This is a genomic window from Amycolatopsis sp. lyj-346 (assembly GCF_046548975.1).
In the GTDB taxonomy this organism is placed as follows: domain Bacteria; phylum Actinomycetota; class Actinomycetes; order Mycobacteriales; family Pseudonocardiaceae; genus Amycolatopsis.
Map to the genome: position 1 here is coordinate 149,266 of NZ_JAJPWT010000005.1, position 24,977 is coordinate 174,242.

Here is a 24,977-nt window from a genome sequence, read left to right on the forward strand (position 1 = left end):
CGCCTACCCTCGACGCCGTGTGCGCACGTGTACTGGTCGCGGAGGACGACGAGAAGCAGGCCGAGGTGCTCCGGCTCTACCTCGAAAGCGAAGGCCACACCGTGGTGCTGGCCCCGGACGGCCGGGCGGCGCTCGACGAGGCCCGGCGCGACCGGCCCGACCTGCTGGTCCTCGACGTGATGATGCCGAAGGTCGACGGCCTCGACGTCTGCCGGATCCTGCGGCAGGAGTCCGACGTCGCCGTGCTGATGCTGACCGCCCGCGCCACCGAGGACGACCTGCTGCTCGGCCTGGACCTCGGCGCGGACGACTACCTGACCAAGCCGTACAGCCCGCGCGAGCTGATGGCCAGGGTCCGGACGCTGCTGCGGCGCACCGCCGGCCGTCGCGAACCCCCCGACACCGCGTTGCGGGCGGGCGGGCTGCGGCTCGACCCGGTGCGGCACGAGGTGTCGGTCGGCGGCCGCCCGGTGGAGACGACGCCGGGCGAGTTCCAGCTGCTGGAAACGCTGATCCGGCAGCCGGGCCGGGTGTTCACCCGCCGCCAGCTGCTCGAACTGACCCGCGGCAACGACCGGTTCGTCAGCACCCGGATCATCGACGTGCACGTGCTCAACCTGCGCAAGAAGCTCGAACCCGACCCGCAGCACCCCGTCTACCTGCGGACCGTGTTCGGCGTGGGGTACAAGCTGACGGCGGAAAATGACACGTAGCTTCCCGCGCCGGCGCAGCCTGGTCGTCCGGCTGACCGCCGTCTCGCTGCTGATCGCGCTCGCCTCCATCGCCGCGACCGCGTGGCTGGCCGTGCAGACCACCACCCGCGCGATCCAGCAGGAGCAGGGCCAGGCCCTCTCCGGCGACGCGACGATCTACACCGAGCTGCTCGGCTTCGCCGCGGCGAACCACACCTGGGACCAGGTCGGCCCCCGGCTGCGGGCACTGTCGGAGCAGACTGGCCGCCGGGTCGTGCTGACCACCCTGGACCGGCGCGTCCTCGGCGACTCCGGCGGCGCGCCGGTCACCCTGCCGGTCAAGGCGACCGCGTCGGTCGACCCGCTGCACGTCGACCCGGTGCTGCTGCCCGAGGCCGGCACGAGCGGCATCGACCCGCGCGCGGCCGGCCCGTTCAAGCTGCCGCCGTCCGAACGCAGGGAGACCACCGCGCTGGCCACGAAGGCCGCCGCCTGCCTCGCCTCGGCCGGCCTCCCCAGCCAGGTGCGCGACTCGCCGAGCGGGCGGCCGCTGCTCACCGGGCTCGAGCCGCTTTCCGCCCGCTACTACGCGGGCAAGTGCGGGCTCTACGAACTGGCCATCCCGACGCCGACCGAGCAGGCCGCGCTCACGAGCCTGAACGAAGCCGTCAACCGCTGCCTGCAGAACCAGGGCGGCGAGCAGGTGAAAGTGGGCCTTGACCTGCAAGTTCTCGACGTCGGCGACCAGCGGCCGGTGCAGGGCTGCCTCGACGCGGCCCGCCGTGAGCAGCTGACGCCGTACGTCGCGCCGCCCGCGTTGCTGTTCACGCTCGGCCCGGGCGGCTCGCCGCTGCCGACGTTCACGCTGTCGCGGGAGAACCTCACCCGGATCCTCGCGGTGACCGGCGGCGTGCTGGTGCTGGCCGTCGCGCTCACCGCGCTGGTCGCGCGGCGGCTGTCCCGCCCGCTGCGGGCCCTGACCGAAGCCGCGCAGCAGGACCGGCCGGCGCCGGTGAAGTCCCGCGACGAGGTCGGCTACCTCGCCGCCGCGTTCAACGACCTCACGGCGCGGCGTGAGCGCATCGAGGAGCAGCGGAAGGCGATGGTCGGCGACATCGCCCACGAGCTGCGCAACCCGCTCAACGTCATCCGCGGCCGGCTGGAGGCCGCCGAAGACGGGCACCTGCCGTTCGACCGGGCCCTGACCGCGTCGCTGCTCGAGGAGACCGTGCTGCTGCAGCACATCGTCGACGACCTGCAGGACCTCGCCGCGGCCGACGCGGGACAACTGCGCCTGCACCCGGAGCCGGTCGACGCGGCGGAGCTGGCCGGTCACGTCGCCGCGGCGCACGCCGACCGCGCCGCCGCGGCCGGGGTCGCGCTCGCCGTCGACACCGCCGGCGACTGCGCGCTGGCGGCCGATCCGGTGCGGCTGCGCCAGGTCGTCGGCAACCTGGTGACGAACGCGATCCGCCACACGCCGTCCGGCGGCCGGGTGACCATCCACGTCTCGTCCACTGTGGACGAGGTGACGCTCGCCGTGGCGGACACCGGAACCGGCATCGCCGCCGAGGACCTGCCGCACGTGTTCGACCGGTTCTGGCGGGCGGAGAAGTCCCGCAGCCGCCAGACCGGCGGCAGCGGGCTCGGCCTCGCCATCGTGCGCCACCTCGTGCAGGCCCACGGCGGGACGGTGACCGCGGAGTCCGAAGTGGACAAGGGCTCGACGTTCACCGTCCGGCTTCCCGTGCGCTACAACGGCAAGCCCGCGTAGTTCTCGGCCAGCTCGGTCATCGCCGCGGCCGAGGTCACCGTGCGGTGCAGCTGGGCGAGCTGGAGCTGGGCGTCGAAGCCGTCGCCGTGGCGGTGCAGCATCGAGGTCATCCACCACGAGAAGTGCGTGCACCGCCAGACCCGCCGCAACGCCGTCTCCGAATACGCGTCCACGAGCCGGTCGTCGCCGCGGAACGACGCCGTCAACGCCCGCGCCAGCAGCGAAACGTCCGCCACCGCCAGGTTCAGCCCCTTCGCGCCCGTCGGCGGCACGATGTGCGCGGCGTCCCCGGCCAGGTAGAGGTTCCCGTGCCGCATCGGGGTCGTCACGAAGCTGCGCATCGGGAGCACGCCCTTCTCCGTGATCGTCCCGGTCTCCAGCGTCCAGCCCGGGACGCCGAGCCGTTCGGACAGCGCCGTCCAGATCCGGTCGTCGCTCCACCGGGCGAGGTCCTCGTCCGGCGCGACCTGCAGGTAGAACCGGCTCACCCGCGGCGAGCGCATGCTGTGCATCGCGAACCCGTCCGGGTGCCAGGCGTAGATCAGCTCGTCGGTCGACGGCGCGACGTCGGCCAGCACGCCCAGCCACGCGAACGGGTAGGCCCGTTCCCAGACCCGCGGATCCGGGACCGACGCCCGGCTCGGCCCGTGGAAGCCGTCGCAGCCGACGACGACGTCCGCCTCGATCCGCCGCGCCGTCCCGGAATCGTCCACGAAGGTCACCGACGGCTTGCCGGTGACGTCGTGCAGCGTGACGTCGGCGGCCGAGTAGTACGCCTGGCGGCCGGCCTTTTCCCGCGCCACCATCAGGTCCTTGGTCACTTCGGTCTGCCCGTAGACCGTCACCGACCGTCCGATGAGATCGGTGAAGTCGACGTGGTGCCGGTTCTCCGGCCACTGCAGGTGGATGCCGCGGTGTTCCATGCCCTCGACGTCGAGCCGGGCGCCGAGGCCGACGTCCCGCAGGAGTTCCACGGTCCCCGCCTCGAGGATGCCGGCCCGGATGCGCGCCTGGACGTACTCCGCGGTCTGCCGTTCGAGCAGCACCGAGTCGATGCCTTCGAGACCGAGCAGGTGGGACAGCAGCAGCCCGGCCGGGCCGGCGCCGACGATGACGACCTGGGTGCGCACTCCGATGTCCTTTCCCGCGACGGAGCCCGAGCATGGATCGGCGGCACCGCCCGCCACTAGGGAATTCTCATTCAGTGAGAGGAATTCCCCATCGCCCGCGAAATCCCGCGTGCCGCGGCCCGCAGCGCCGGGATCTGCGTCCGCGCGGCCCGGTCGTTGGGCACGATCACCGACAGCGCCGCGACGACGTCGCCGCCCGGTCCCCGCAGCGGGACGGCGATGCCCGTGGTCCCTTCGTCGATGAAGCCCGCGCAGAACGCGTAGCCGTTGCGCCGGACGTCGGCGAGGAACCGGCGCAGCCGCGCCGGTTCGGTCAGCGTGGTGCGCCGGAAGGCCTCGAGCGGGCCGGACAGCACCTGTTCCTGCAGGTCGGCGGGTGCGTGGGCGAGCAGCACCAGCCCGGACGACGACGCGTGCAGCGGCAGCCGCCCGGCCACCCGCGTCACGTTGAGGACCGCACCGGGCGCCGAAAGCCGCTCGACGAACAGCACCTCGCGGTCCTCCAGCACGGCGAGCTGGGTGTGGTGCCCGACGACGGCGTGCAGGTCCTCCATGAACGGCATCGCCGCTTCACGCAACCCGAGCGTCGGCGACGCGCGTGACGCCAGCTCCCAGAGCCGGACCCCAACGCGGATCCGCCGGTCGGGATCCCGCCGCAGCCAGCCGTGCCCGACGAGCTCGTCGACGATCCGGGACGCGGTCGCGACGTGCAGCCCGGCCCGCCGCGCGATGTCGGTGACGCGCAGGGCGGGCGTGTCCGGCCCGAACGTCTCGAAGATCCGGACGACGCGCGAGAGCACGGACTCGCCCTGTGCAGGTCTTCCCACGTCAGCAGTGTGCCCCACCGGACCGGCGGGGCACACCGCCACGCTCACGGCAGGGCGTTCAGGAACGGCTCGTGGCTGTTCTGGAACTCCCAGCCGTAGTACCGGTCCCAGTTGATCGACCACGTCATCAGCCCGCGCAGGGCGGGCGACGGCCCGCCGCGCAGCGTGTACGAGCCACAGCCACTGCCCTTGACCAGGCAGTTCACCGCGGTCTGGACGTCGGCGGGCGAGGTGTGGCCGTTGCCCGCACTGACGGCCGCGGGCAGGCCGATGGCGATCTGGTCCGGCCGCAGGCCGGGGAAGAACTGCCCGGTGTTCGCCACGCTGAAGCCGGCTTTGAGCATGTCGGTCATGGCGATGTGGAACCCGGGGCCGCCCATGGTGTGGTACTGGTTGTCGAGCCCCATGACCGGGCCGGAGTTGTAGTCCTGGACGTGCAGCACGGTGAGCGAGTCCCGCAGTGCGTGGATCACCGGCAGGTAGGCGCCGGTCCGCGCGTCACCGCCGCCCGAGCCACCGTAGAACTGGTAGCCGACCTGCACGAAGAAGGTCTCCGGCGCCATGGTGAGCACGAACCCGGAGCCGTACTTCGCCTTGAGCGTCTTCAGCGCGGAGATCAGGTTGACGACGACGGGCGTGGTCGGGTTCCGGAAGTCGGTGTCCCCGGCGTTGAGCGACAGCGAGTGCCCCTCGAAGTCGACGTCGAGCCCGTTGAGGCCGTACTTGTCGATGATCGCCGAGACGGAGCTGACGAACCTGTCGCGGGCGGCGGTGGTCGTCAGCTGGACCTGACCGTTCTGCCCCCCGATGGAGATCAGCACCTTCTTGCCCTGCGCCTGCTTCGCCTTGATGGCGGCGACGAAGTCGGCGTCACTCTCGACGTTCGGGCATTCGGTGACCGGGCACCGGGTGAAGCGGATGTCCCCGGAGGTGACGGAGGTCGGTTCCCCGAAGGCGAGGTCGATGATGTCCCAGGCGGCGGGCACGTCGGCCATCCGGACGTAGCCGGAGCCATTGGCGAAGCCGGCGTGCAGGTAGCCGACGAGCGCGTGCTTGGGCAGACCGGTGTCGACGCAGCCACTGGTGCTCCCGGTGGCGGCCGCACTCCTCGCCGACTCCCCCACCGCGTTGTAGGCGGCAACGGAGTAACTGTGGGTTTCGCAGGCCTTGAGCCCGGCGATGGTGGCACTGGTCCCGGCGACGGTGGCGACGACGGAGGCGCCTTCGTAGACGCGGTACCCGGCGACGGCGCCGGCGCTCGCACCCCAGCTCAGACCGATGGAGGTCGAGGTGACTGCGCCGATTTGCGGAGCGCCGGGAGCGCCGGGAGCGCCGGGAGCACCGGGCGCACCGGGGGTGTCGCCACCCGGCCCGTCGAGGACGACGTCGTCGGCGTAGTAGGTGCCGGCGCCGTACCAGCCGTGGAGGTAGAGCTGGGCGGAGGTCTGGTTACCGGTGGTGAAGGTGAGCTGCAGCTGGTTGTACGCACTCGAGTTCCCCGACCAGGTCGAGGGACCACCGGCAATGCCGAGGTAGACGGGGTTCCCCCGCACCCAGGCAGAGACGGTGTAGGTGGTGTTGGCCCGAACGGAGACGTTCTGCGAGCACTGAGCGTAGTCAGTTCCGGCGAGAGCATGGCTCCCGCCATGCACAGGCGCGCTGACGGCGGCGGCGTTGGAACAGCTCCACCCGGACAGCGAGCCGGCTTCGAACCCGGGATTCGCGAGCAGGTTGGCCGCATTGGCAGGGACGACGAGCACCCCGGAGAGGACAAGCAGGAAGGCAGCAAGGGCGACGAACAGTCGGGAACGCCTCATCAAGGGCCTCCAGTCAAGGGGAGACCCAATTGTCTGGACCAATACGACAGTTGTCCAGACCAAAAGGAGGGGTTACGGCTGCAGCCGAGCGAGCCACACCGGAGGTACGGTCACCGCCCGGCGCAACCCGCAGCAAAACAGGCCCCCCGAGCACACCCCCCTGCCGACCCGATACGCAGCCGCATCAGCGGCCGCCACGCCGGGTCAAGGCACGCTTTCCCGCCTTGACGCGGCGTGGCGGCCGTTGAACAATCCGGCGTTCGGGTCGGTGGAAGCCCAACAGTCCGGTCGGCGAAAGCCCACCAGTCCGGTCGCTGGAAGCCCAACAGACCGGGTCAGCGGAAGCCCAACAGTCCGGGTCGCCGGAAAGCCCAACAGTCCGAAAGACCAAGGACGACCCACCCAGCACCGGCTCACCCCACCAGCAGCAGGATCAGGAAAGCCCTCGCCCCAGGATCGCTCAACACCCGACCAGCAGCTTGGCCACCAGCCGCGTCCGCGCCGCCTGCGGCCGATCGATCACCTGGACACTCCGCCACCCGGCAGGCACCTGATCCGCCAGCAGGTCCTCCCGCCACTTCCCCGCCCGCCGGACATGCCGCGCAAACGACCGAGGCCGCACCACCCGCCCCCGGCTCCGCTGCCCCGCCAAGGCGACCTCCGCCGGCACGTCCAGGAACAGCAACCGCACCGATCGCCCGCTCAGCACCCCGACCACCGCAAGCAGCGCCCGAGTCGAGGCCCGCGTCGACGGCTCGTGGACCACGATCGGGCCGTCCTCGCCGATCGCGCGCCCGACGATCCGCAGCCGGTGCCACGTGTGCACCACCGGCCGGTAACACCGGTACGGCACCGACGGCGGGACCACCGCCCCCAATCTCTCCCGCACCTGGTCGGAGTCCAGCACCGGCAGCCCGACGGCGGCGTGGCGGAGCATGGTCGTCTTGCCCGCTCCGGGCAGCCCCGCCACGACGAGCAGGTCACGCGGGCCGAGCTCGATGACAGTGGGCTCGCTCATGCCCCGCCCAACGTCCCGGCGAAGGTAATGGTTCCTTTAACTTCAGGCTCACACACTGTGACGACCACCACCGTGCGGCGAAGACCACCCCGCCGGAGCCCCGGTTGTCACCCGCCGTGCACCACGTCACCCCATCGCCTGAAAAACCCATGCACGGCAAGGCATCCGACGCCCGGAACCGCTTCGGGTGAAGATCGCGGGCAGGCCTTCCCGGCGTCCGGAAAATCCCTATCTTCTGGAAGGGACGCTCAGTGAGAACAGGGGAACTCGTCATGACCCAGTCGCTGGAACTCCCGCTCCAGGAATTCTGTCTCGATTGGACGCTCACGGCCGGCGAAGGCGCCCGGGTCGGGATCACCCTCTCCGGGCAGGTGTCCCTGCTGGACAACAACCGGTTCTACAAGATCGACGGCGTCGTCTACGTCACCGAGGGCGACGCGGACATCCGCGCGGTCGGCAACCCGCGGATCTCCGTGCGCCGCAACGGCGTCGAGAAGACCGGACGCCACTGGGGGTGGGAGATGTGCTCGTCGCGCAAGAGCCTCGGCGCGCTGAACACGATGGAGGGCTACTTCGTCCGCACCGGCTACTGGGCGCCCGCCGACCGCGCCATCCAGCTGGGCCTGTGCGCCGAACACGGGTGGAGCCGGCGCAAGAGCTACAGCCCGCACGTCACCGTCCGGATGGTCGACTGACCACTGTGGACGCCCGCCGCCGCGCGGCCGCGACGACCAGCCCGGCCGCGAGGGCGCCGGCCACCGCACACCCGGCCCCGAACCCGGGCGACGGCTCGTGCAGGCGCAGCACCGACACGCACAGCCACACCGCGGCGCCGAACAGCAGGCCCAGCACGGGCCCGCCGACGGCCGCGCCCCGCCAGCGGTGGCCGTTGCGGATCGTCCGCAGCCCCGACTCGAGGTAGGCGAGGGCGAACAACGCCAGGATGAGACTGCCCGCGCCCATGGCGCTGGCCAGCGGGTGCTGGCTGGTGACCAGGGTGAAGCTCTGGGTGGACGAGCCGGTGCGCACATCGGCGGTGACGGCGCCGCCGACGATCCACCGGGCGATCCCCGGCAGGGTGAGTTCGGCGGTGAAGCCGTTGCCGCCGGGTTCCGCCTCGCCCGACGCCGACCCGAGCGGAATCCCGGCGGCGGACAGGTCGAGGGCAACCCGTCCGGGGTTGCCGGGCCCGGTGAGGACCACCGGCTTGCTGAGGTCGGCTTCGACCGGCGCCGACACGGGCGAACCGCCGAGGGCCAGTGCCGAGGAGGCCTGGTGCCGCAGTTGCGCGGGGTTGAGCAGCGCCAGCACGACGAGCACGACGGCCGCGACCGCGGCGGCGAGCCGCAACCAACGTGCGGCTGCCGACGACGCGGCGGGACCGCTCGTCGAGTCCTGCCCCCGGGTCAGACCGTGCGCCGGATCCGGCGGGCCACCAGTCGCCCCCACCAGTGTGGCTCCCGGCCGTGACACCGGCCGCGTCCGGGCCTCCCCCGGCGGCGATGGCACGGTCGCCGAATTGAGGCCGGCGATCACCCGCGGTGTCAGGTGCAGCACCGGCACTCCGGACCGCTCCAGCCAGCCCGGCCCGTGCGCCACCGTCGCCGCCGCGGCCAGGTCGGCCGCGAACGACTCCGCCTCGCGGTAGCGCGCGTCCAGCTCGCGGGCCAGGCTGCGCATCACCACCGCGGCGATCGGGGCCGGCACCCCGGCAATCGGCTGGGGGTCGGTGAACATGTGCTGGCGCATCATGCTGATCGCGCCGCGGGTGTTGTCGAACGGCAGCCGGCCCGACAGCAGCTCGTACAGCACCGTCCCGGCCGCGTACACGTCGGCCGCCGGGCTCAGTGCGTTGCCCATGGCCTGCTCCGGGGCGATGTACGCCGGCGTGCCCAGGATCTCGCCACCGTGCGTCACCAACGTGGCGCCCTCGCTGATCACCCTGGCGATGCCGAAGTCCGCCACCTTCACCACGCCCTGCGTGCTGAACAGCAGGTTCCGCGGCTTGACGTCGAGGTGCAGCACGCCCGCCCGGTGCGCCGCGTGCAACCCGGCCAGCATCGCCAGCCCGATCGCGCACGCCTGCTCGCCGCTCACCCCGCCGCCGTGGAAGCGGCTGTGCACCGTTCCGCCGTCGAGCCGCTCCATCACCAGCAGGTGCTCGCGGCCGGTGCGGACGTAGTCGTACACCGGGACGATGTGCGGGTGGTCCAGGCTGGCGAGCACCCGCGCCTCGCGATCGAACAGCTCGCTGCTCGCCGCGTGGTTGAGCACGTCCCACGGCAGCTGCTTGATCGCCACGCTGCGGCCCAGCGTCCGGTGCACGCCGGCGAACACGACACCCATGCCGCCCTCGCCGATCGACTCCCCGATGTCGTACTGCGGCAGGGCGGCGACCAGCTCGGCCGGTGCGCTCATCGGGTGAATTCCTGCGTTGACGGGACCGGGAGCTGCACGGTGGCGTCACTCCCGGTGACCGCGGGCGGCGCCGGGTGCGGGGTCAGGTAGCCGAGCAGGAACGCGATCGCCGCGGCGCCGAGCACCACCGGGATCTCGATCGCCGGCTCGGGCGGGACCAGGCGCAGCACCGAAAGGCTGATCACCGCGACCAGCCCGGTGCCGAACCCGGCGGGCAGGAACCGCCCGCCGCGGCGCCAGCGGTTGGGCGCCAGCCGGTGCCGGGCCAGCGCGAGCAGCGCGGTCACCCAGGCGAGGATCGTCAGCACGAGCATCGCCAGTCCGAAGACGCCGTAGACCGACCAGAAGGAACCGCGGATGTCGGCGACCGTCGTCGACTCGCCGAGCGTGGCGCGCCCGGCGTCGAGCAGCTCGACCGACGACGGCAGCAGCCCGGTCGCCTGCCCCGCCAGGTCACCGAGGTCGAGGACGAACGTCCGGGACACCGACCCGCGGGCCGGCACCTCGAAGGGCGCGGTCGTGTCGTAGGCGAAGAAGGTCAACGCGAGCGCGACGCCCGACAGCCGCACGCTGCGGACCTTCACCGGCGCGGTGCCGGGGTTGGTCGCCACGACCTGCAGTTCGACCTGGTTCGCCGGATCGATCGGGACCGTGGCGTCCTCGATCGGCCGCTGGTCGATCGACACCTGCAGCCGAAGCGACGCGGACTCCGGCTGGGCCGAGGCGGGTGCGGCGCCCAGCAGCACCGCGCACAAACCCAACGCAACCCCCGCCGCGATGACACGTCCCATTGGGCATCCCCTACTTGCGTTATCGACTGGCCTGGAATGCTACAGCGAGCACACACCGGCGAGGGACGTCCCAATGCGATTCGTGGTTCGGCTGTTTTTAGGCACTGTGGCCGGAACGTTGCTTCTGCTCACCGCGGCAGGCACCGCCAATGCACAATACACATCGTCGGTTGGTTTGAAACCTTCGAGTGGCAAGGCGGGGAGTTCCTTCACCATTTCCTGGAATTTCTACCCGTGCAAAGGGCCGGTCACCTTTTCCTGGAACAGCACGCCGATGTGGTCGGCGAACACGACCCTCCAGCAGACGAGCGGCACGGTCGCGGCCACCGTGCCCGCCGGCGCCCAGCCCGGCACCTACCCGGTCACCGGCACGTGCACGAACGCCCGGACCGGCGGCCCGCTGAGCGCGGGCAGCCGCTTCACCGTGACCGCCACCCCCACCACCACACCTCCGCCGCCGGTGACGACCACGCCGCCCCCGCCGGTGACCACGCGCCCGACCCGGCCGGGCACCACCACGACCCCGGCCACGCCGACGATCACCACCCCGCCGGCGACCACGAGCACGCCGCCGACGACGACGACCCCGCCGGCCACGCCCGGCACCCCCACGACGACCGGCACCGTGCCGAAGCCCGGTGAGCTGGTGCTCGACCGGCCGAGCATCAAGCCCGGCGAAACGCTCTCGGCGTCCGGGCAGGGCTGCCGTCCGAGCCGGATGGTGACGCTGATGTCGGGCGGCGCCGAGGTCGGCACCGCTTTCACCGACAGCTCCGGCGCCTTCACCGCGCCGGTCGAGTTCACCCGCATCGAAGCCGGGCGGCACACCGTGGTCGCCGAGTGCGGCGTGCGGCTGACCGGCGCCGTCGACCAGGTCGTGACCCGCTCCTCCGGCGGGCAGACCGGCACGCTGGTCATCCTCGTCTTCTTCGTCCTCGCGAGCATCACGGTGATCCGCTTCCGGTGATCCCCGGTTGACATGCAGCCATCTGGCTGCCTATCGTCGCGTCATGGACGAGGCCTTCAAAGCGCTGGCCGATCCCAGCCGCCGCCGGCTGCTGGACGTGCTCAACGAGCGCAACGGCCAGACCCTGCGCGAGCTGTGCGCGGGGCTGGACATGGCCCGCCAGTCGGTGAGCAAGCACCTGGCCGTGCTCGAGGCGGCCGGGCTGATCACCACCGCCCGGCGCGGCCGCGAAAAGCTGCACTACCTCGACGCCGCGCCGATCAACGCGATCGCCGAGCGCTGGATGACCCGTTACGACCGGCGGCGGGCCGGCGCGCTGGCCGATCTCAAACGAGCACTGGAGTCCGCACCCATGAACGATTTCGCGTACACCACCTACATCAACACGACACCGGAGAAGCTCTGGCAAGCGCTTACCGATCCGGCCTTCACGAGCCGGTATTGGGGCGTCTCGTTCGAAACGGACTGGAAAAAGGGCGCACCGATGACGTGGGCCGAGAGTGGGGCGAAAACCACCGATCCCGAACAGGTCGTCCTCGAATCGGAACCCTTCCGGCGACTGTCCTACACCTGGCACACTTTCACGGCGGAGTGGGCAAAAGCCAACGGCGTCGACGAGGAAACGCTTTCGAAACTTCAGGGGGAGAGCCGGACGAAAGTCACGTTCACCATCGAACCGCACGGGGAAATGGTGAGGCTGACCGTCCTCCACGACGGTTTCGACGACGGCAGCACGGCGCTGGAGATGTGCAGCCAGGGCTGGCCCGCGCTGCTGTCCAGCCTGAAGACGCTGCTGGAGACCGGCGCACCCCTGCCCTGACCTGCACCAATCGGTCGATTTTCCCGAACCCGACAGTTCTGGCGCAGCCGACACAGAGCTGTGCGATACAAAAATGTCTGAATTCTCCCCGTTTCGTGGGCGCCCGGCTGAAGTCCGGGTGAATTTCGCTCGTCCGATCCGATCCGATGCGGTTTTCCGGGCGTTAGGCTCGCATAATCCGTGACCGGTGATGGTCCGATCGAGTGACGGGAGACAAGGCGTGCCGGGGTCAGTGCGTACCCGCTGGATCGTGGCGGCCGTGGCCGTGGCCGCCGCGGCGGGAGCCGTCGTGGCGTTCTGGCCGGACAGAGCGGCCGCCGTCGACCCCGAGATCGCGGTCTCGCGCTCGGCGTGCGGCACCGGCTGGACGGATCCGAAGCCGGGGCCGCAGACCTTCCGCCTGCACAACACCGGGTCGGTGACGGCCGAGGTCGACCTGATCGACCCGGCGACCGGCGTGATCTACGGCGAGGTCGAGGGCCTCGGCGCGGCGACGAGCCGGCCGCTGCGGGTGAACCTGGGCAACGGCAGCTACGCGTTCCGCTGCCTGCCCGAGGACGCGGGCGCCATCGTCGGGCCGCCGGTGCGGATCACCGGCGGGGCCGAGCGGACCGGGCCGGGTGTCGCGCCGGTGACGCACGACGACCTGCTCGGCCCGCTCAAGGCCTACCAGCAGCACGTCACGACGGGTCTCGGCGAGCTGGTCGCGAACACCGGCACGCTGAAGACCACCGTCCACAGTGGCGATCGAGCGGCGAGCCAGACGGCGTGGCTGACCGCCCACCTGACGTACGAGCGGCTGGGCGCGGCCTACGACGCGTTCGGCGACTCCGACGGCGTGCTCAACGGCACGGCCGACGGTCTCCCGGGCAGCTCGGCCGACCCGGATTTCACCGGCTTCCACCGCCTGGAGCAGGGGCTTTGGCGCGGCGAGGACCTGGGCGCACTGGTCGCCGTCGCCGACCGGCTCGACACCGACGCCCGCGCGCTGCAGACGTCCTTCGCCGACAGCCAGGTCGACGGGAACGACCTCGGGCTGCGCGCGCACGAGATCATGGAGAACACCCTGCAGTTCGAACTGACCGGCCGCACCGACTACGGCAGCGGCACGAACCTGGCCACGGCCCGCGCGAACCTCGACGGCACCCGCGCGGTCCTCGACGTCCTGCGGTCGCTGCTGACGTCGCGGTATCCCGACCTGACCAAAGTGGACACGTGGCTGAACCGCACGCAGGCGGCGCTCGACGCGGCGCACCGCCCGGACGGCACGTGGATCCGGCTGGCGGACCTGAGCCGCGAACAGCGGCAGAAGCTCGACGCGGACGTCGGCGAGCTGACCGAACTGCTGGCCCCGATCGCGGCGATCGCCGAGCCGAGGAGGGTCTCGTGACCGGGCTCCCCCGCCGTTCCTTCCTGCGCCGGGCCGCGATGGGTGCCGGGCTCACCGTGGCCGCCGGGGCCGGTCTCGGGGCGTCCGCGAACGTCACCGACGGCAGCTCGCCGGTGGCCTTCCACGGCCCCCACCAGGCCGCCATCCTCCGCAAGCCGCCGTCCCAGACCGTCGTCGCCTCCTTCGACACCGTCGCCGAGTCCAAATTCGAGCTCACCGAGCTCTTCCGCGCCATCACCGACCGGGCCCGGTTCCTCACCGCCGGCGGCGCGCCCGCCGCGCTGGGCATCACCGCGCCACCCGCCGATTCCGGCGTCCTCGGGCCGGTCGTGCCCGGCAGCGATCTCGGCGTCGTCCTCGGGGTCGGCGCGAGCCTGTTCGACGACCGGTACGGGCTCGCGAAACTCAAGCCCGCCAAGCTGAAGCCCATGGCGACGTTCCCGAACGACGCCCTCGACCCCGCCCAGTGCCACGGTGACCTCAGCCTGATCCTCTCCGCGAACGACACCGACACCGTCCTGCACGCGCTGCGGGACATCGCGCGGGCCACCCGCGGCGGCATGCAGCTGCGCTGGAAGCTCAACGGCTTCAGCTCGCCACCGCGGCCGGAGGGCACGCCGCGCAACCTGATGGGCTTCAAGGACGGCACCGCGAACCCCACGGGCTCCGAAGTGGACAGTCTGGTGTGGACGCGGGGCGAGCCCGCGTGGACCGGCGGCGGCAGCTACCAGGTCATCCGGCTGATCCGGATGCTCGTGGAGTTCTGGGACCGGGTTTCCCTGGCCGAGCAGGAGAACATGTTCGGCCGCCGCCGCGACACCGGTGCCCCGCTCGACGGCACCGGGGAGACCGACGTCCCGCGCTACGCCGACGACCCGATCGGCTCCGTCATCCCGCTGACCAGCCACATCCGGAAGGCGAACCCGCGCACGCCGGAAACGGACGCCAGCCGGATCCTGCGCCGCGCGGTGAACTACGACCGCGGCGTCGACAGCAACGGCAACCTGGACATGGGCCTGCTGTTCGTCTGCTACCAGCAGGACCTGGAGCGCCAGTTCGAGGCCGTCCAGACGCGCCTGGCCGACGAACCGCTGACCGACTACATCTCCCCGTTCGGCGGCGGCTACTTCTTCGCGCTGCCGGGCGTCACCGGCCCGGACGACCACTTCGGGCGCACCCTGCTCGAGTGAGCGAACCCCACCCCACCACGAAAGGACTCCACTGTGGACAGAACGACCCGACGGCGACGCCGCGGCCTGCTCGGCGCCGGCGCACTCGCCTCGGTGGCCACGCTGGCCGTCGTCACCGGCTCCGCGGCGACCACCGCGGACGCCCAGCCGCTGCACCTGTTCCCCGCGCACGGGATCCCGACGTCGACACCGATCAAGCACGTCGTCGTCATCTTCGGCGAGAACATCTCGTTCGACCACTACTTCGGCACCTACCCGGACGCGGCCGGCACCGACGGCACCCCGTTCACCGCCGCGCACGGCACCCCGAAGGTCAACGGCCTGGACCACCGGCTGCTGACCGCCAACCCCAACGCCTACGACCCGAAGCGGCTGACGCCCCAGCAGGCGCTGACCTGCGACCAGAACCACAACTACGGCGCCGAGCAGGCCGCCTTCAACGGCGGCAAGATGGACAAGTTCGTCGAGAAGACCGAGACCGACAAGTGCACCGGGCAGCCGATCCTGTTCGGCGAGCCCGGCCTGGTCATGGACTACTACGACGGCAACACCGTCACGGGCATGTGGAACTACGCCCAGCACTACGCGATGAGCGACAACTCGTTCAACACGACGTTCGGCCCGTCCACGCCGGGTGCGCTGAACCTGGTCTCCGGCCAGACGCACGGCGGCCAGGCGGTCGACCCGGTGACGCACCAGCCGGTCGGCGACGCCTACGTGGTGTCCTCGCCGGACGCGAACGGCGTCGGCACGGTCATCAACGACCCGGACCCGGCGTGGGACGACTGCTCGGGCAAGAACCACACGAGCAAGGACAACCTGGCCACGATGCAGGGCCGCAACGTCGGCGACCTGCTCAACCAGCGGCACGTGACGTGGGGCTGGTTCCAGGGCGGCTTCCGCCCGACGGGCACGGCCAACGGGTACGCGGTGTGCGGCCAGACCCACACCAACGTCGGCGGCAACGCGGTCGTCGACTACAGCCCGCACCACGAGCCGTTCCAGTACTACCCGTCGACGGCGAACCCGAAGCACCTCCCGCCGTCCTCGGTGCAGGCGATCGGCCAGACCGACCGCGCGAACCACCAGTACGACATCTCCGACTTCGACGCCGCGCTGCAGGCCGGCTCGATGCCCGCGGTGAGCTTCCTGAAGGCGCCGGAGTACCAGGACGGCCACGCGGGCTACTCGGACCCGCTGGACGAGCAGCAGTTCGTGGTCGGTGAGATCAACAAGATCCAGCAGTCCCCGGACTGGAAGTCGACGGCGATCGTGCTGGCCTACGACGACTCGGACGGCTGGTACGACCACCAGAAGCCGCCGATCGTCAACGGTTCCCACGACGCCGCCCAGGACCAGGCGGTCTGCACGGGCAAGCCGGCGACGCTGGGCGGCTACGCGGACCGCTGCGGCTACGGCCCGCGCCTGCCGCTGTTGGTGGTTTCGCCGTACAGCAAGGTCAACCACGTCGACCACACGCTGACGGACCAGACGTCGGTGCTGAAGTTCATCGAGGACAACTGGTTCACCGGCCGGATCGGCGACTCGTCGTTCGACGCGCGCGCCGGCTCGCTCACCGGCATGTTCGACTTCTGGTGGCCCCAGGCCCGCAAGGTCACCCTCGACCCGAAGACCGGAGCCGTGGTCCGGAAGTAGCACCCCCCAGCGCCCCAAGGTGGCCTTGGTTGCGTTGAACGCACCCAATGTGGCCTTCGGTGCGTTGAACGCACCGAAGGCCACATTGGGGCGCTTGGGGCTGGTCAGGGATGGGGGGTGTTCAGGTCCCAGGTCAGGGTTACCACGGTTCCCGAATCGCCCGGGGTGATGTCCGCGCGGTCGGCGCTCGCCCGCAGCAGCAGCAATCCGCGGCCACGCGGCGAAACCGGCCGGGGGTCCGGCACCGGGGTGCGCCACTGGCCGTGGTCGGTGATCACCACTTCGAGCCGGCCGGGGTGCACCGCCGCGTCGACGTCGACCACGCCGGGCTCCACGTCGTCGTAGGCGTGGTCGGCCACGTTCGCCAGTGCCTCGTAACTGGCCAGCACGATGTCGCCGGCCCGGTCCTCGTCGATCCCCGCCGCCAGTACCCACGCCATCAGGTCGTGACGCAGGCGGCGGAGGGCGCCGGGCGCCGCGGGGACGCCGTGGCGGCGGAACGGCGCCGGCATCCGCGCCCGCCTCATCGGAGTGCTTCGTCGACGGTCGGGTGGATGCCGATCCACGTGTCGAGCCCGGTGGTCTTCAACGGGCCCGACGTCACCGGGGAATCGCTCACCACGCACAACGCGCGCTCGGCCAGTCTTCGGTGGGCCGCCGCGAGCACCTGCAGGCCAGCCGAACAGAAGAACGTCACCTCGCGCAGATCGACCACCAGCTTCTCCGGCCCGCGGGCCAGCACCACGTCGACGACTTCCCCGAACTCCGGCGCGCTGACCAGGTCGATCTCCCCCGCCACGGCCAGCACCGCGGACCGGCCCCGCCAGTCGAGCGTCACCGCCAGTTCGGTGGCGGGCAGATCCGGTGTCGAAGGGGTCACGGCCTCCCATCGTGCCGCACTCCCCGCCAAACGGCTACCGGTGCGGGAGCTTCACCACGGTGACCCGGAAATCGTCGATCTTCCGGACCACCTCGACGAACTTCTCGAAGTCGACCGGCTTCGTCACGTAGGCGTTGGCGTGCAGTTCGTAGCTGCGCAGGATGTCCTCGTCCGCTTCGGACGTGGTCAGCACGACCACCGGGATCGTGCGCAGCCCGGGGTCCTGCTTGATCTCGCCGAGCAGTTCCCGGCCGTCCTTGCGGGGCAGGTTGAGGTCGAGCAGGATCAGCCCGGGCCGCGGCGCCGCCCCGAACCGCCCTTCCCGCTTCAGGAAGCGCAGCGCTTCGACGCCGTCTTCCGCGACGTGCAGCGGGTTGCGGATCTTGTGGTGCGCGAACGCTTCCCGGGTCATCAGCACGTCACCGGGGTCGTCCTCGACGAGGAGGATGTCGATCGGGGCGGACGCCTCCGTCATGCGGTTTCCTCGTTGTCGTGAGCTGGAGCCAGGTGAGCCGGCGCCTCGCGGGCCGGCAGGGTGAAGCGGAACGTGGTGTCCGCGGCCTCGGTGTCGAGCCAGATCCGGCCGCCGTGGTACTCGACGATCCGGCGGCACAGGGCCAGGCCGATCCCGGTGCCCGGGTACGCGGTACGCGTGTGCAGCCGCTGGAACAGCGCGAACACGCGTTCGGCGTACTCCGCGTCGATGCCGATCCCGTTGTCCACCACGGAGAACACCCAGTCGTCGCCGTCACGCTCGGCGGTGACCCGCACCTCCGGCGGCGCCTCGCCCCTGAACTTCAGCGCGTTGCCGATGAGGTTCTGGAACACCGCCGTCATCAGCGCCGGCTCGACGCGCACCTCGGGCAGGTCGCCGCGGCTGACCTTGCCGCCGCTGAGCGAGAGCGCGACCTCCAGGTTCGCGGTCGCCTCGTCGACCAGCGCGCCCGCGTCGGTCACGACGTGCTCGCCCGGCTTCCGGCCGACCCGCGAGAACGCCAGCAGGTCGTTGATCAGGACCTGCATCCGCTTCGCGCCGTCGACGGCGTACTCGATGTACTGCTCGCCGCGCTCGTCGAGCAGGCCCTGGTAGCGCCGCTGGAGCAGTTGGCAGAAGCTGGCCACCTTCCGCAGCGGCTCCTGCAGGTCGTGCGAGGCGACGTACGCGAACTGCTCCAGGTCGGCGTTGGACCGCTCCAGCTCGCGCGTGCGCCGGTCGAGCATCGCGTTCGACTGCTCCGCCTCCTGCGTGCGCCGGTCCAGCATGGCGTGCGCCCGCTCGAGCTCGGCGACCTCGTCGAGGATGCGCTGCCGCATCGCCTCGACGTCCGCGCCGAGCTGCGCGATCTCGCGTGGCCCGCTGCCGTGCACCGGGTGGCGGACGTCGGCGTCGGCCACGCGGCGGACCTCCCCCGCGAGCCGCAGGATCGGCCGGGTGACGACCTGCCGCAGGCCGAAGAACAGCATCGCGAACAGCAGCAGGACGAGCACGGCGACGGCCACGAACATCGCGTTGAGGAAGCGCGCCGCCGCGTTCAGCTCGCTCCGGCCGGCGTCGCGCATCGCGGTCAGGTGGTCGAGCTGGGTGTCGAGTGCCGTGCGCACGTCGACGAACAACGTCCGCCCGCGCTCGACCTGGGCCGCGGTGACCGGCGGCGCGGCGGGGGCGATCGTCGGCGCGGCCGCGTCCTGCCAGGCGGCGGCCGCCCGCAGCACGGCGTCGAGGTCGTCGCCGATTTGCGTGCCGGGGGCCGCGCCGAGCTGCCGCAGCTGCGTGACCGCGTCGCCCTGCGACCGGACGCCGTCGGTGTAGGGCACCAGGAACGCCGGCTGCCGGCCGAGCTGGTAGCCGCGGACGCCGCTTTCCTGGTTCAGCAGCGCGGTGGACAGCTGGATCGCGGCCAGCCGCTGCGGCGCGATCACGTCGAGCAGGTGGGTGCGGGCCGCGGTGAGGCTGTGCAGCGCAACACCGCCGGCGATCAACGCGGCGACCAGCAGTACGGTCTCGACGGCGGCGAGCAGCGCCAGCCGGCGGCGGATGGGCCAGCCGCGTGCTTCAACGCTCATCGGCGGTGGCTCCCGGGTCGTGGCTGAGCAGGGCGAGGGCGACGTCGTCGTCGAGCGGGCCGGAGTTGAGCCGTTCGGCGCGGGCGATCAGCTCGTCGAGCAGCGCCCGGCCGTCGAGCCCGGTCCCGTGCTTGATGTCGAGCACCAGTTCGGCCATCCGCTCGTGGCCCAGCCGCTCGGAGCCGGCGCCGACGCGGCCCTCGAACACCCCGTCGGTGTACAGCAGCAACGACCAGCCCGGTTCCAGCGGCACTTCCAGCGCGTCCCACTTGGCGCCCTCGACCACGCCGAGCGGGACGCCGAGGCGCTCGCCGGAGAGCAGGTGCCCGTCGCCGGGGGTGAGCAGCAGCGGCGGCAGGTGCCCGGCCAGCGACAGGCGCAGGGATCTTCGGTCCGGTGCGATGACGACCATGCAGACGGTGGCGAACAGCGGCTCGATCCGTTCGTGCACCAGGACACGCTCGACCATGCTCAGCACGTCGGGCATCGGCAGGCCGGCCATCACGAGCGAGCGCCACGCGATCCGCAGCGCGACCCCGAGCGCGGCCTCGTCCGGGCCGTGGCCGCAGACGTCGCCGATCATCATGTGCACGGTGCCGTCGGCGAGCTCGATCGCGTCGTAGAAGTCGCCGCCCAGCAGGGAACCGTTGCGGCCGGGCCGGTAGCGGGCGGCCAGGTCGACGTGGGGGTCGCGCAGCAGCGGGCTGGGCAGCAGGCCGCGTTCGAGGCGGGCGTTCTCCCGCGCGAGCAGCTGCTGCTGGAGGAACTGCTGCTCGACCTGTTCGGCGCGCTTGCGTTCGCGGGCGAACCGCAGCGCCTTCACCAGCAGCGGGCCGTCGACCTGGTCCTTGACGAGGTAGTCCTGCGCGCCGGCGGCGACCGCGGCGACCCCGGTGGCCTGGTCGTGCTGCCCGGTCAGCACGACCACCGCGACGCCCGGCGCGTGCTGCCCGAGCTTGGTCAGCCCGCTGAGGCCCATCGCGTCGGGCAGCTGGAGGTCGAGCACCACGCAGTCGGCGGTGAGCGGGCCGCTGAGCGCGGCGGTGAGCGTCTCGACGCGTTCGAGCGCGTACGGCACGGCCGTGTCCGCCAGCATCTCCTCGACCAGCAGCGCGTCGCCGTCGTCGTCCTCGATGAGCAGCACCCGCAGGCGCGTGCGGGGATCCCACGATGAGTCGAGCGCGGCGGTCACCGGCGTCTCCCGTTCGGCTGCTCTTGCGCCAGCACATCCAGACGATCAACCCTAGCGGCACCGGCGACGGCGCCTACGGCCGCGTAACCGGTCCCACCGGGGTAGCGCTTTATAGCACCCCGGTGGGACATCGGGTCGATAACGGTTCGGCTGCCGGCCGTGCCGGAACCGGGCACACCGCACCTACGCTGCGCGGATGACCCGGTCCGCGGCGCTCGCCTGGTGGGGTGCGACGGCGTGCTGGTTCCTCGGCACCCTCGCCGGCCGCCTGACCGGCCGCCACACCGCGCTCACCGGAGCCGTCCCGCTCCCGGTCGCCGTGCTCGTGTTCGCGCTCTGCGCCGGGCTCTGGGCGGCGCTCGTCCACGCGGCGTACCGAGGGGTCAAGGGCGCCCGTCCGGCACTGGCGGTCGCCGGCGTGCTCGGCATCGTGAACGTCGCGGTGCAACTCGCCGGCGACGTCATGGCGCGCGACCTCGTGCACGGCGGGTTGTTCCTGGCCGCGCTGGTCCTTGCGGGAGCCGGGTGCACGCTGATGTTCCGGTCCCGCTGACGCCGGTCAGAACAGGGCGCGGCCGCTGTTCTTCGCGGTGACGTAGGCCTGCCAGTCGCGGGTGACCTGGTCGGCGTAGCTCGTCGCGAAGGCCCGCGTCTCGGCCTGCAAGCCGGAGACGGACGTGATGGCGCCGTCGATCGCCGCGTCCGCCGAGTACGTGAGCCCGGTGCCGGGGATGTCCTGGTCGGCGCGGGCGTGGGCGGCGGCCAGGAGCCGGGCGACGTCCCGGACGGTGTCGTCCCAGATCGCCGGCGTCGTCAGATCGCCGATCTTCAGGTCCTCGGCGAACGGCGACTTCTCCTTGACCAGCACCGGGGTGCTGCCCACGCTCGCCCAGCCGGCCAGCGGGTCCGACTCGTTCGCCAGCCAGCGCAGGGCCAGGGCCGGGCGCTGCCCGCCGGTGAGGGTCGCGGCGTTCGGCGCGAGCGGCTTCGGTGCCGGGTCGACCTCCTGCTTGAGTTCGAGGATCCGGTCGTCGGACGCCGAGGTCGTGGCTCCCTCGACGAGCACGTACCAGCGGAACCGGCCGAGGCTGCCGGTGCCCGCGCCGGTCCGGCGGCGGACGTCCTTGACGACGGCTTCGGACGCCTTCAGCGGCTTGCCCGCGGTGGTCCGGTAAGCCGCGATCGCGGCGGCGAGCTGGGTGCGCGTCGTCTCGGACACGGCAGGCAGCTGCGGATCGGCCGTGAAGTGGCCACCGGTGGTCCACTTGGCGAGCAGGTCGGCTCGCTCGTCCCCGGCGGCGTCGTCGATCAGGTCCCCGACGAGATCGGAGGTGTTGCCCGAGGTGAGCCGCCAGCTCGATTCGTCGCCGGTCCCGTGGAACTTCGCGATCCACTGCGCGTACTCGGCGGCGAACGTGTCGACGTCGGTGCCGATCCGGCTCGCGCTGCGGCCCTCGGCCCGGCCGGCGAGGACGATCGACACGGCTTCGCGGCGCAGTTCCCACGTCCACGAACCCCGCCAGGCGTCATCGGTGTCGGTGAGCGCGAACTGCTCTTCGTCGTCGGCACCGCGGTCGGCGCCGGTGTTCTCCAGGTGCGCGTCGCCGGTCAGCCACACGTCACTGCCCGCGGTCGCGTACTGCGACGGGGGCAGTTCTCCCAGATCGCGGTAGTAGAGCGGCGAAGTGCCGCGGAAGAAGGCCCACGCGCTCGACGCCAGTGCCTGCGTCCGCAGCGTCAGCTCGTCGTCGGTCGCCCCGGCGTTGAGGACGTGCAGCGCGTGGTCGCGGTCGTGGATCACCGACACCGGGTCGCGGCTCAGGCCGGCCGCCTCCCCGGGCGCGGCGGTGGCGAGCAGCGTGAAAACGACCAGAGTCCCCACCGTGGTTCGACGCATTCCCCACGTATACGCGGCTGAAGTGACCGGCGGTCAGCGCGCGGTCAACGTCAGGGCGAACGTGTTCCCCCCGCCCTGGACCAGCGAACTCAGGTACGCGGTGAACGCACCGCAGCCGGTCAGCGGCGGGATGGCGTAGGTGCCGGTGACCGGACCGCCCGTCGCCATCGCGAAACCGGGGCCGGTCCGCAGGTCGACCGGGATGGGCGCACTCGCCCGGCAGCCCGCGTCGGCGACCGGCAGCCCGAAGAGCGTCACCTGCGGCAGGGCCAGTGCGAGGGTCGAGTGGGCGGCGAACCCGCCGTCGACGGCTTCGCCGGTCTGCGGGCCGTCCGGGGTGAACCGCAGGTCCGCGCGGCCGGGCACGAACCCGAACGCCTTGAAGTCCGCCGCGGTCTCGTCGAGCGCGGTGGCGAACACCGGGCCTGCCGTGAGCGACCCGGTGAGCGGGGCGGTGGCGCCGAGCACCTTCAGCGCCGTCGATCCCGCCACGGCGTAGCGGTATTCGGTCTGCGTGCCGGCGAGGTCGAAGCTCAGCAGCACCGGGTCCTGGCCGGGGTCGAGCGTGCAGTCCGAGGTGAACGAACCGAGCCCGGTGTACGAGCCGTCCGCCTTCTTCGGCGTCAGCCGGGTGCTGAAGCCGCCGATCGTCAACGTCGTGCGGCCGGCGTTCGGCAGCTGCACCGGCGGGACCGAGCCTGCCGCCTGCGTGGTGAACGCCCCCGAGGCGGGCACCGCCGTCTTCGCCACCGTCAGCGGCAGGCTCAGCGGCAGCGTGAGCGGACCGTTGGCCAGCATCACCCCCGCGGACGCCGTCCCTTCGATGCTCGCCGCGCCGACCAGGGCCAGGCCGCGGGTGGACTTGTCCGGCACGGTCACCGAGACCGCGAGATCCGCCGTCGTGAACGTCCCGCCCGGCGCGGACGGCACGTCGAACGACGCCTTGATCTCCACGTCCAGCTTCTGCAGCCCGATCAACGGGAACGGGCAGGTGTAGCTCAGTCTCTTGACCACCGGCGTCGACGCCTCGGCGGCGGGGACGGCGAGCGGCAGGGCCAGACAGGCGAGGCCCGCCGCGAGCAACGACCGGGTTTTCCGCACGGGCTCTCCTTCCAGGGCGTGGAGCCGGCCCCCGCCTCAGCGCGACGGAGGCCGGCAGATCGGTCACTTCTTGGCGAGCACGAGGTCCAGCGAGTTGCCGTCGCTCTTCGCGAAGGCGCTGATGATGTCGTTGAACGAGCCGCAGTTCTGCAGCGCGGACAGCGAGTAGGTGCCCGCCAGCTTGCCGCCCTTGAGCAGGTCGAAGTCGGGGCCGGTGGTCATCTCGCTGGTCGAGGAGCTGACCGTGCCGCACTTCGGGTCGGTGCTGATCGGGATGCCGAACAGGTTGACCGTGGTGAGGAACGTGTCGAACTTGATGTGCGCCTTGAAGCCGGTGCCCACCAGCTCACCGGTCTGCGGGCCGTTCTGGACGACCTTGACGTCCGAGCTGCCCTGCAGGAAGCCGAACAGCTTGAAGTCGGTGTGCGTCGGGTTCAGCTGCAGGTTCCCGGTGAACGTCTTGGCCGACAGGTTGACGTCGGCGTCGAACGAGCCGGTGATCGGCGCGGTGCTGCCGAGCGACTTCAGCGCGGTCTGCCCGGTGATGCCGAAGGAGTACTTGATGCCCCCGCCCGGCGGGGTGGTCGTGGGCGGGGTCGTCACCGGCGGCGTGGTCGTCGGCGGGGTGGTGACCGGCGGGGTCGTGGTGGGCGGGGTCGTCGGCCCGCCACCGCCGTTGATGGTGATCGTGGCGAGGGTGTTGTTCTGCCCGCTGTCCTGCGTGCAGGGCGCGTCGATCGTGCCGTCCGGCGTGATGCCGGTGACCGAGCCGTCGGCCTTGCGCGGGGTGACCTTGAGGTTCAGGTCGCCCACGGTGATCTTCGCCTGGCCGGCCTGGGTGAACGTCAGCGACGGCGTCTTGCCGGCGGCGTTGATGTTCATCTCGCCGGAGGCCGGGATGTTCGTCTTGTCCAGCGTGATCGGCACGCTGACCGGCAGGTTGAGGCTCGGCGCGGCGACCGTCGCGCTCGCGGTGGCGGTGCCCTCGAGCGTCGTGGCGCCGATCAGGCTCAGGCCGCTGACGGTGTCCGCGTTGATGGTGGACACGGCCTTGATGTCGAACGCACCGGTCGGCTGCCCGGTGTTCACCGTGGTCGGCAGATCGGTGTTGATCACCACCTTCAGCGATTGCGAGCCCACCAGCGGGAAGGTGCAGTGGTAGTTGAGCGTCAGCGAAACCGGGTCGGCGGCGCCGGCCTGCGCCCCGGCGACGAGCGCGGTGGCGACGAGCCCGGCCGCCGCCGCGGCGGCGACGGCCGCCTTCTTCATGCCTCTTGGGTGACTCACGATGGTCCTTCCGTGTATCAACAGTGATACGAAACGGCCCGCTATTCGAGAATCGCGACCTGTCCG

Annotated in this window: 24 protein-coding genes; 9 read left to right on the plus strand and 15 right to left on the minus strand. The window is 71.5% G+C overall.

The genetic code is table 11. The features are described from left to right. Positions 1 to 17 precede the first annotated feature (17 nt). On the plus strand, positions 18 to 713 hold the full coding sequence (locus tag ACLJQE_RS18355; protein ID WP_410640460.1) for a response regulator transcription factor: 696 nt from the start codon (positions 18 to 20) through the stop codon (positions 711 to 713). Continuing rightward, positions 703 to 2,466, plus strand: a complete 1,764-nt coding sequence (locus ACLJQE_RS18360; RefSeq protein ID WP_410640461.1) for a sensor histidine kinase — start codon at positions 703 to 705, stop codon at positions 2,464 to 2,466. Before ACLJQE_RS18355 ends, ACLJQE_RS18360 begins: the two co-directional genes overlap by 11 nt. Here the strand turns inward: ACLJQE_RS18360 and ACLJQE_RS18365 are convergent. The 4 genes from ACLJQE_RS18365 to ACLJQE_RS18380 all read right to left on the minus strand — a co-directional run bounded on the left by ACLJQE_RS18365 (position 2,445) and on the right by ACLJQE_RS18380 (position 7,258). Then, positions 2,445 to 3,596: a 4-hydroxybenzoate 3-monooxygenase gene (locus ACLJQE_RS18365; protein WP_410640462.1), complete on the minus strand. Its 1,152-nt coding sequence runs from the start codon at positions 3,594 to 3,596 to the stop codon at positions 2,445 to 2,447. The genes ACLJQE_RS18360 and ACLJQE_RS18365 overlap by 22 nt on opposite strands. Before the next feature lie 71 nt (positions 3,597 to 3,667). Next, positions 3,668 to 4,423: an IclR family transcriptional regulator gene (locus ACLJQE_RS18370; protein ID WP_410640463.1), complete on the minus strand. Its 756-nt coding sequence runs from the start codon at positions 4,421 to 4,423 to the stop codon at positions 3,668 to 3,670. Between the two features lie 44 nt (positions 4,424 to 4,467). Beyond that, complete coding sequence (locus tag ACLJQE_RS18375) at positions 4,468 to 6,240, minus strand: chitinase (protein WP_410640464.1); 1,773 nt, start codon at positions 6,238 to 6,240, stop codon at positions 4,468 to 4,470. A gap of 460 nt (positions 6,241 to 6,700) precedes the next feature. After that, positions 6,701 to 7,258 carry an AAA family ATPase gene (locus ACLJQE_RS18380; RefSeq protein WP_410640465.1) on the minus strand — a complete coding sequence of 186 codons (558 nt, stop codon included), beginning with the start codon at positions 7,256 to 7,258 and terminating at the stop codon, positions 6,701 to 6,703. A gap of 272 nt (positions 7,259 to 7,530) precedes the next feature. Here ACLJQE_RS18380 and ACLJQE_RS18385 point away from each other — a divergent pair, with 272 nt between their 5' ends. After that, positions 7,531 to 7,953 carry a hypothetical protein gene (locus tag ACLJQE_RS18385; RefSeq protein ID WP_410640466.1) on the plus strand — a complete coding sequence of 141 codons (423 nt, stop codon included), beginning with the start codon at positions 7,531 to 7,533 and terminating at the stop codon, positions 7,951 to 7,953. Here ACLJQE_RS18385 and ACLJQE_RS18390 read toward each other — a convergent pair. The 3 genes from ACLJQE_RS18390 to ACLJQE_RS18400 all read right to left on the minus strand — a co-directional run bounded on the left by ACLJQE_RS18390 (position 7,931) and on the right by ACLJQE_RS18400 (position 11,091). Next, positions 7,931 to 9,676 carry a serine/threonine-protein kinase gene (locus ACLJQE_RS18390; protein WP_410640467.1) on the minus strand — a complete coding sequence of 582 codons (1,746 nt, stop codon included), beginning with the start codon at positions 9,674 to 9,676 and terminating at the stop codon, positions 7,931 to 7,933. The genes ACLJQE_RS18385 and ACLJQE_RS18390 overlap by 23 nt on opposite strands. After that, positions 9,673 to 10,467: a hypothetical protein gene (locus ACLJQE_RS18395; protein WP_410640468.1), complete on the minus strand. Its 795-nt coding sequence runs from the start codon at positions 10,465 to 10,467 to the stop codon at positions 9,673 to 9,675. The genes ACLJQE_RS18390 and ACLJQE_RS18395 overlap by 4 nt, the downstream gene beginning before the upstream one ends. 354 nt (positions 10,468 to 10,821) lie before the next feature. Further along, entirely contained in the window at positions 10,822 to 11,091 is a 270-nt protein-coding gene (locus tag ACLJQE_RS18400) for a hypothetical protein (protein ID WP_410640469.1), read from the minus strand. Between the two features lies 1 nt (position 11,092). On the opposite strand from ACLJQE_RS18400, the gene ACLJQE_RS18405 reads away from it, so the two are divergent. From ACLJQE_RS18405 to ACLJQE_RS18425, 5 genes are all read left to right on the plus strand, one after another. Further along, positions 11,093 to 11,434 (plus strand): hypothetical protein, encoded by a 342-nt coding sequence (locus ACLJQE_RS18405; RefSeq protein ID WP_410640470.1) that lies wholly within the window; start codon positions 11,093 to 11,095, stop codon positions 11,432 to 11,434. A 43-nt stretch (positions 11,435 to 11,477) separates the two neighbouring features. Then, complete coding sequence (locus ACLJQE_RS18410; protein ID WP_410640472.1) at positions 11,478 to 12,254, plus strand: ArsR/SmtB family transcription factor; 777 nt, start codon at positions 11,478 to 11,480, stop codon at positions 12,252 to 12,254. A 232-nt stretch (positions 12,255 to 12,486) separates the two neighbouring features. Continuing rightward, the gene (locus ACLJQE_RS18415; protein WP_410640804.1) at positions 12,487 to 13,644 is read left to right on the plus strand and encodes an EfeM/EfeO family lipoprotein; all 1,158 of its coding nucleotides are present in this window, start codon (positions 12,487 to 12,489) and stop codon (positions 13,642 to 13,644) included. Then, the gene (locus ACLJQE_RS18420; protein ID WP_410640473.1) at positions 13,641 to 14,834 is read left to right on the plus strand and encodes a Dyp-type peroxidase; all 1,194 of its coding nucleotides are present in this window, start codon (positions 13,641 to 13,643) and stop codon (positions 14,832 to 14,834) included. The genes ACLJQE_RS18415 and ACLJQE_RS18420 overlap by 4 nt, the downstream gene beginning before the upstream one ends. 33 nt (positions 14,835 to 14,867) lie before the next feature. Beyond that, positions 14,868 to 16,490, plus strand: a complete 1,623-nt coding sequence (locus ACLJQE_RS18425; protein WP_410640474.1) for a phospholipase C — start codon at positions 14,868 to 14,870, stop codon at positions 16,488 to 16,490. Positions 16,491 to 16,594: 104 nt separating this feature from the next. Here ACLJQE_RS18425 and ACLJQE_RS18430 read toward each other — a convergent pair whose 3' ends face one another. Genes ACLJQE_RS18430 through ACLJQE_RS18450 form a run of 5 tightly spaced genes read right to left on the minus strand, consistent with a single transcriptional unit; the run spans position 16,595 to position 20,626 of the window. Next, entirely contained in the window at positions 16,595 to 17,017 is a 423-nt protein-coding gene (locus tag ACLJQE_RS18430; protein WP_410640475.1) for an ATP-binding protein, read from the minus strand. Next, positions 17,014 to 17,370, minus strand: coding sequence for an STAS domain-containing protein (locus tag ACLJQE_RS18435; RefSeq protein ID WP_410640476.1), 357 nt, complete (start codon positions 17,368 to 17,370; stop codon positions 17,014 to 17,016). The genes ACLJQE_RS18430 and ACLJQE_RS18435 overlap by 4 nt, the downstream gene beginning before the upstream one ends. 34 nt (positions 17,371 to 17,404) lie before the next feature. Then, complete coding sequence (locus ACLJQE_RS18440) at positions 17,405 to 17,845, minus strand: response regulator (RefSeq protein WP_410640477.1); 441 nt, start codon at positions 17,843 to 17,845, stop codon at positions 17,405 to 17,407. Then, a complete protein-coding gene (locus ACLJQE_RS18445) occupies positions 17,842 to 19,434 on the minus strand; it encodes a sensor histidine kinase (protein WP_410640478.1) in 1,593 nt (530 codons plus the stop codon). Before ACLJQE_RS18445 ends, ACLJQE_RS18440 begins: the two co-directional genes overlap by 4 nt. After that, positions 19,424 to 20,626, minus strand: a complete 1,203-nt coding sequence (locus ACLJQE_RS18450) for a PP2C family protein-serine/threonine phosphatase (RefSeq protein ID WP_410640479.1) — start codon at positions 20,624 to 20,626, stop codon at positions 19,424 to 19,426. The genes ACLJQE_RS18445 and ACLJQE_RS18450 overlap by 11 nt, the downstream gene beginning before the upstream one ends. A gap of 196 nt (positions 20,627 to 20,822) precedes the next feature. Here ACLJQE_RS18450 and ACLJQE_RS18455 point away from each other — a divergent pair, with 196 nt between their 5' ends. Continuing rightward, a complete protein-coding gene (locus tag ACLJQE_RS18455) occupies positions 20,823 to 21,179 on the plus strand; it encodes a hypothetical protein (RefSeq protein WP_410640480.1) in 357 nt (118 codons plus the stop codon). Positions 21,180 to 21,185: 6 nt separating this feature from the next. Here ACLJQE_RS18455 and ACLJQE_RS18460 read toward each other — a convergent pair whose 3' ends face one another. From ACLJQE_RS18460 to ACLJQE_RS18470, 3 genes are all read right to left on the minus strand, one after another. Continuing rightward, a complete protein-coding gene (locus tag ACLJQE_RS18460) occupies positions 21,186 to 22,523 on the minus strand; it encodes a DUF2252 family protein (RefSeq protein WP_410640481.1) in 1,338 nt (445 codons plus the stop codon). A 33-nt stretch (positions 22,524 to 22,556) separates the two neighbouring features. After that, positions 22,557 to 23,624, minus strand: coding sequence for a DUF6801 domain-containing protein (locus tag ACLJQE_RS18465; protein WP_410640482.1), 1,068 nt, complete (start codon positions 23,622 to 23,624; stop codon positions 22,557 to 22,559). A 63-nt stretch (positions 23,625 to 23,687) separates the two neighbouring features. After that, positions 23,688 to 24,893 (minus strand): DUF6801 domain-containing protein, encoded by a 1,206-nt coding sequence (locus tag ACLJQE_RS18470; RefSeq protein WP_410640483.1) that lies wholly within the window; start codon positions 24,891 to 24,893, stop codon positions 23,688 to 23,690. Between the last annotated feature and the right edge of the window lie 84 nt (positions 24,894 to 24,977).

Excerpts from the sequence above, each read along its gene's own strand:
- ACLJQE_RS18360 (WP_410640461.1), top strand. The coding sequence starts at position 703 with ATGACACGTAGCTTCCCGCGCCGGCGCAGCCTGGTCGTCCGGCTGACC.
- ACLJQE_RS18375 (WP_410640464.1), bottom strand. The coding sequence starts at position 6,240 with ATGAGGCGTTCCCGACTGTTCGTCGCCCTTGCTGCCTTCCTGCTTGTC.
- ACLJQE_RS18380 (WP_410640465.1), bottom strand. The coding sequence starts at position 7,258 with ATGAGCGAGCCCACTGTCATCGAGCTCGGCCCGCGTGACCTGCTCGTC.
- ACLJQE_RS18385 (WP_410640466.1), top strand. The coding sequence starts at position 7,531 with ATGACCCAGTCGCTGGAACTCCCGCTCCAGGAATTCTGTCTCGATTGG.
- ACLJQE_RS18390 (WP_410640467.1), bottom strand. The coding sequence starts at position 9,676 with ATGAGCGCACCGGCCGAGCTGGTCGCCGCCCTGCCGCAGTACGACATC.
- ACLJQE_RS18395 (WP_410640468.1), bottom strand. The coding sequence starts at position 10,467 with ATGGGACGTGTCATCGCGGCGGGGGTTGCGTTGGGTTTGTGCGCGGTG.
- ACLJQE_RS18410 (WP_410640472.1), top strand. The coding sequence starts at position 11,478 with ATGGACGAGGCCTTCAAAGCGCTGGCCGATCCCAGCCGCCGCCGGCTG.
- ACLJQE_RS18430 (WP_410640475.1), bottom strand. The coding sequence starts at position 17,017 with ATGAGGCGGGCGCGGATGCCGGCGCCGTTCCGCCGCCACGGCGTCCCC.
- ACLJQE_RS18440 (WP_410640477.1), bottom strand. The coding sequence starts at position 17,845 with ATGACGGAGGCGTCCGCCCCGATCGACATCCTCCTCGTCGAGGACGAC.
- ACLJQE_RS18445 (WP_410640478.1), bottom strand. The coding sequence starts at position 19,434 with ATGAGCGTTGAAGCACGCGGCTGGCCCATCCGCCGCCGGCTGGCGCTG.
- ACLJQE_RS18455 (WP_410640480.1), top strand. The coding sequence starts at position 20,823 with ATGACCCGGTCCGCGGCGCTCGCCTGGTGGGGTGCGACGGCGTGCTGG.
- ACLJQE_RS18460 (WP_410640481.1), bottom strand. The coding sequence starts at position 22,523 with ATGCGTCGAACCACGGTGGGGACTCTGGTCGTTTTCACGCTGCTCGCC.
- ACLJQE_RS18470 (WP_410640483.1), bottom strand. The coding sequence starts at position 24,893 with ATGAAGAAGGCGGCCGTCGCCGCCGCGGCGGCGGCCGGGCTCGTCGCC.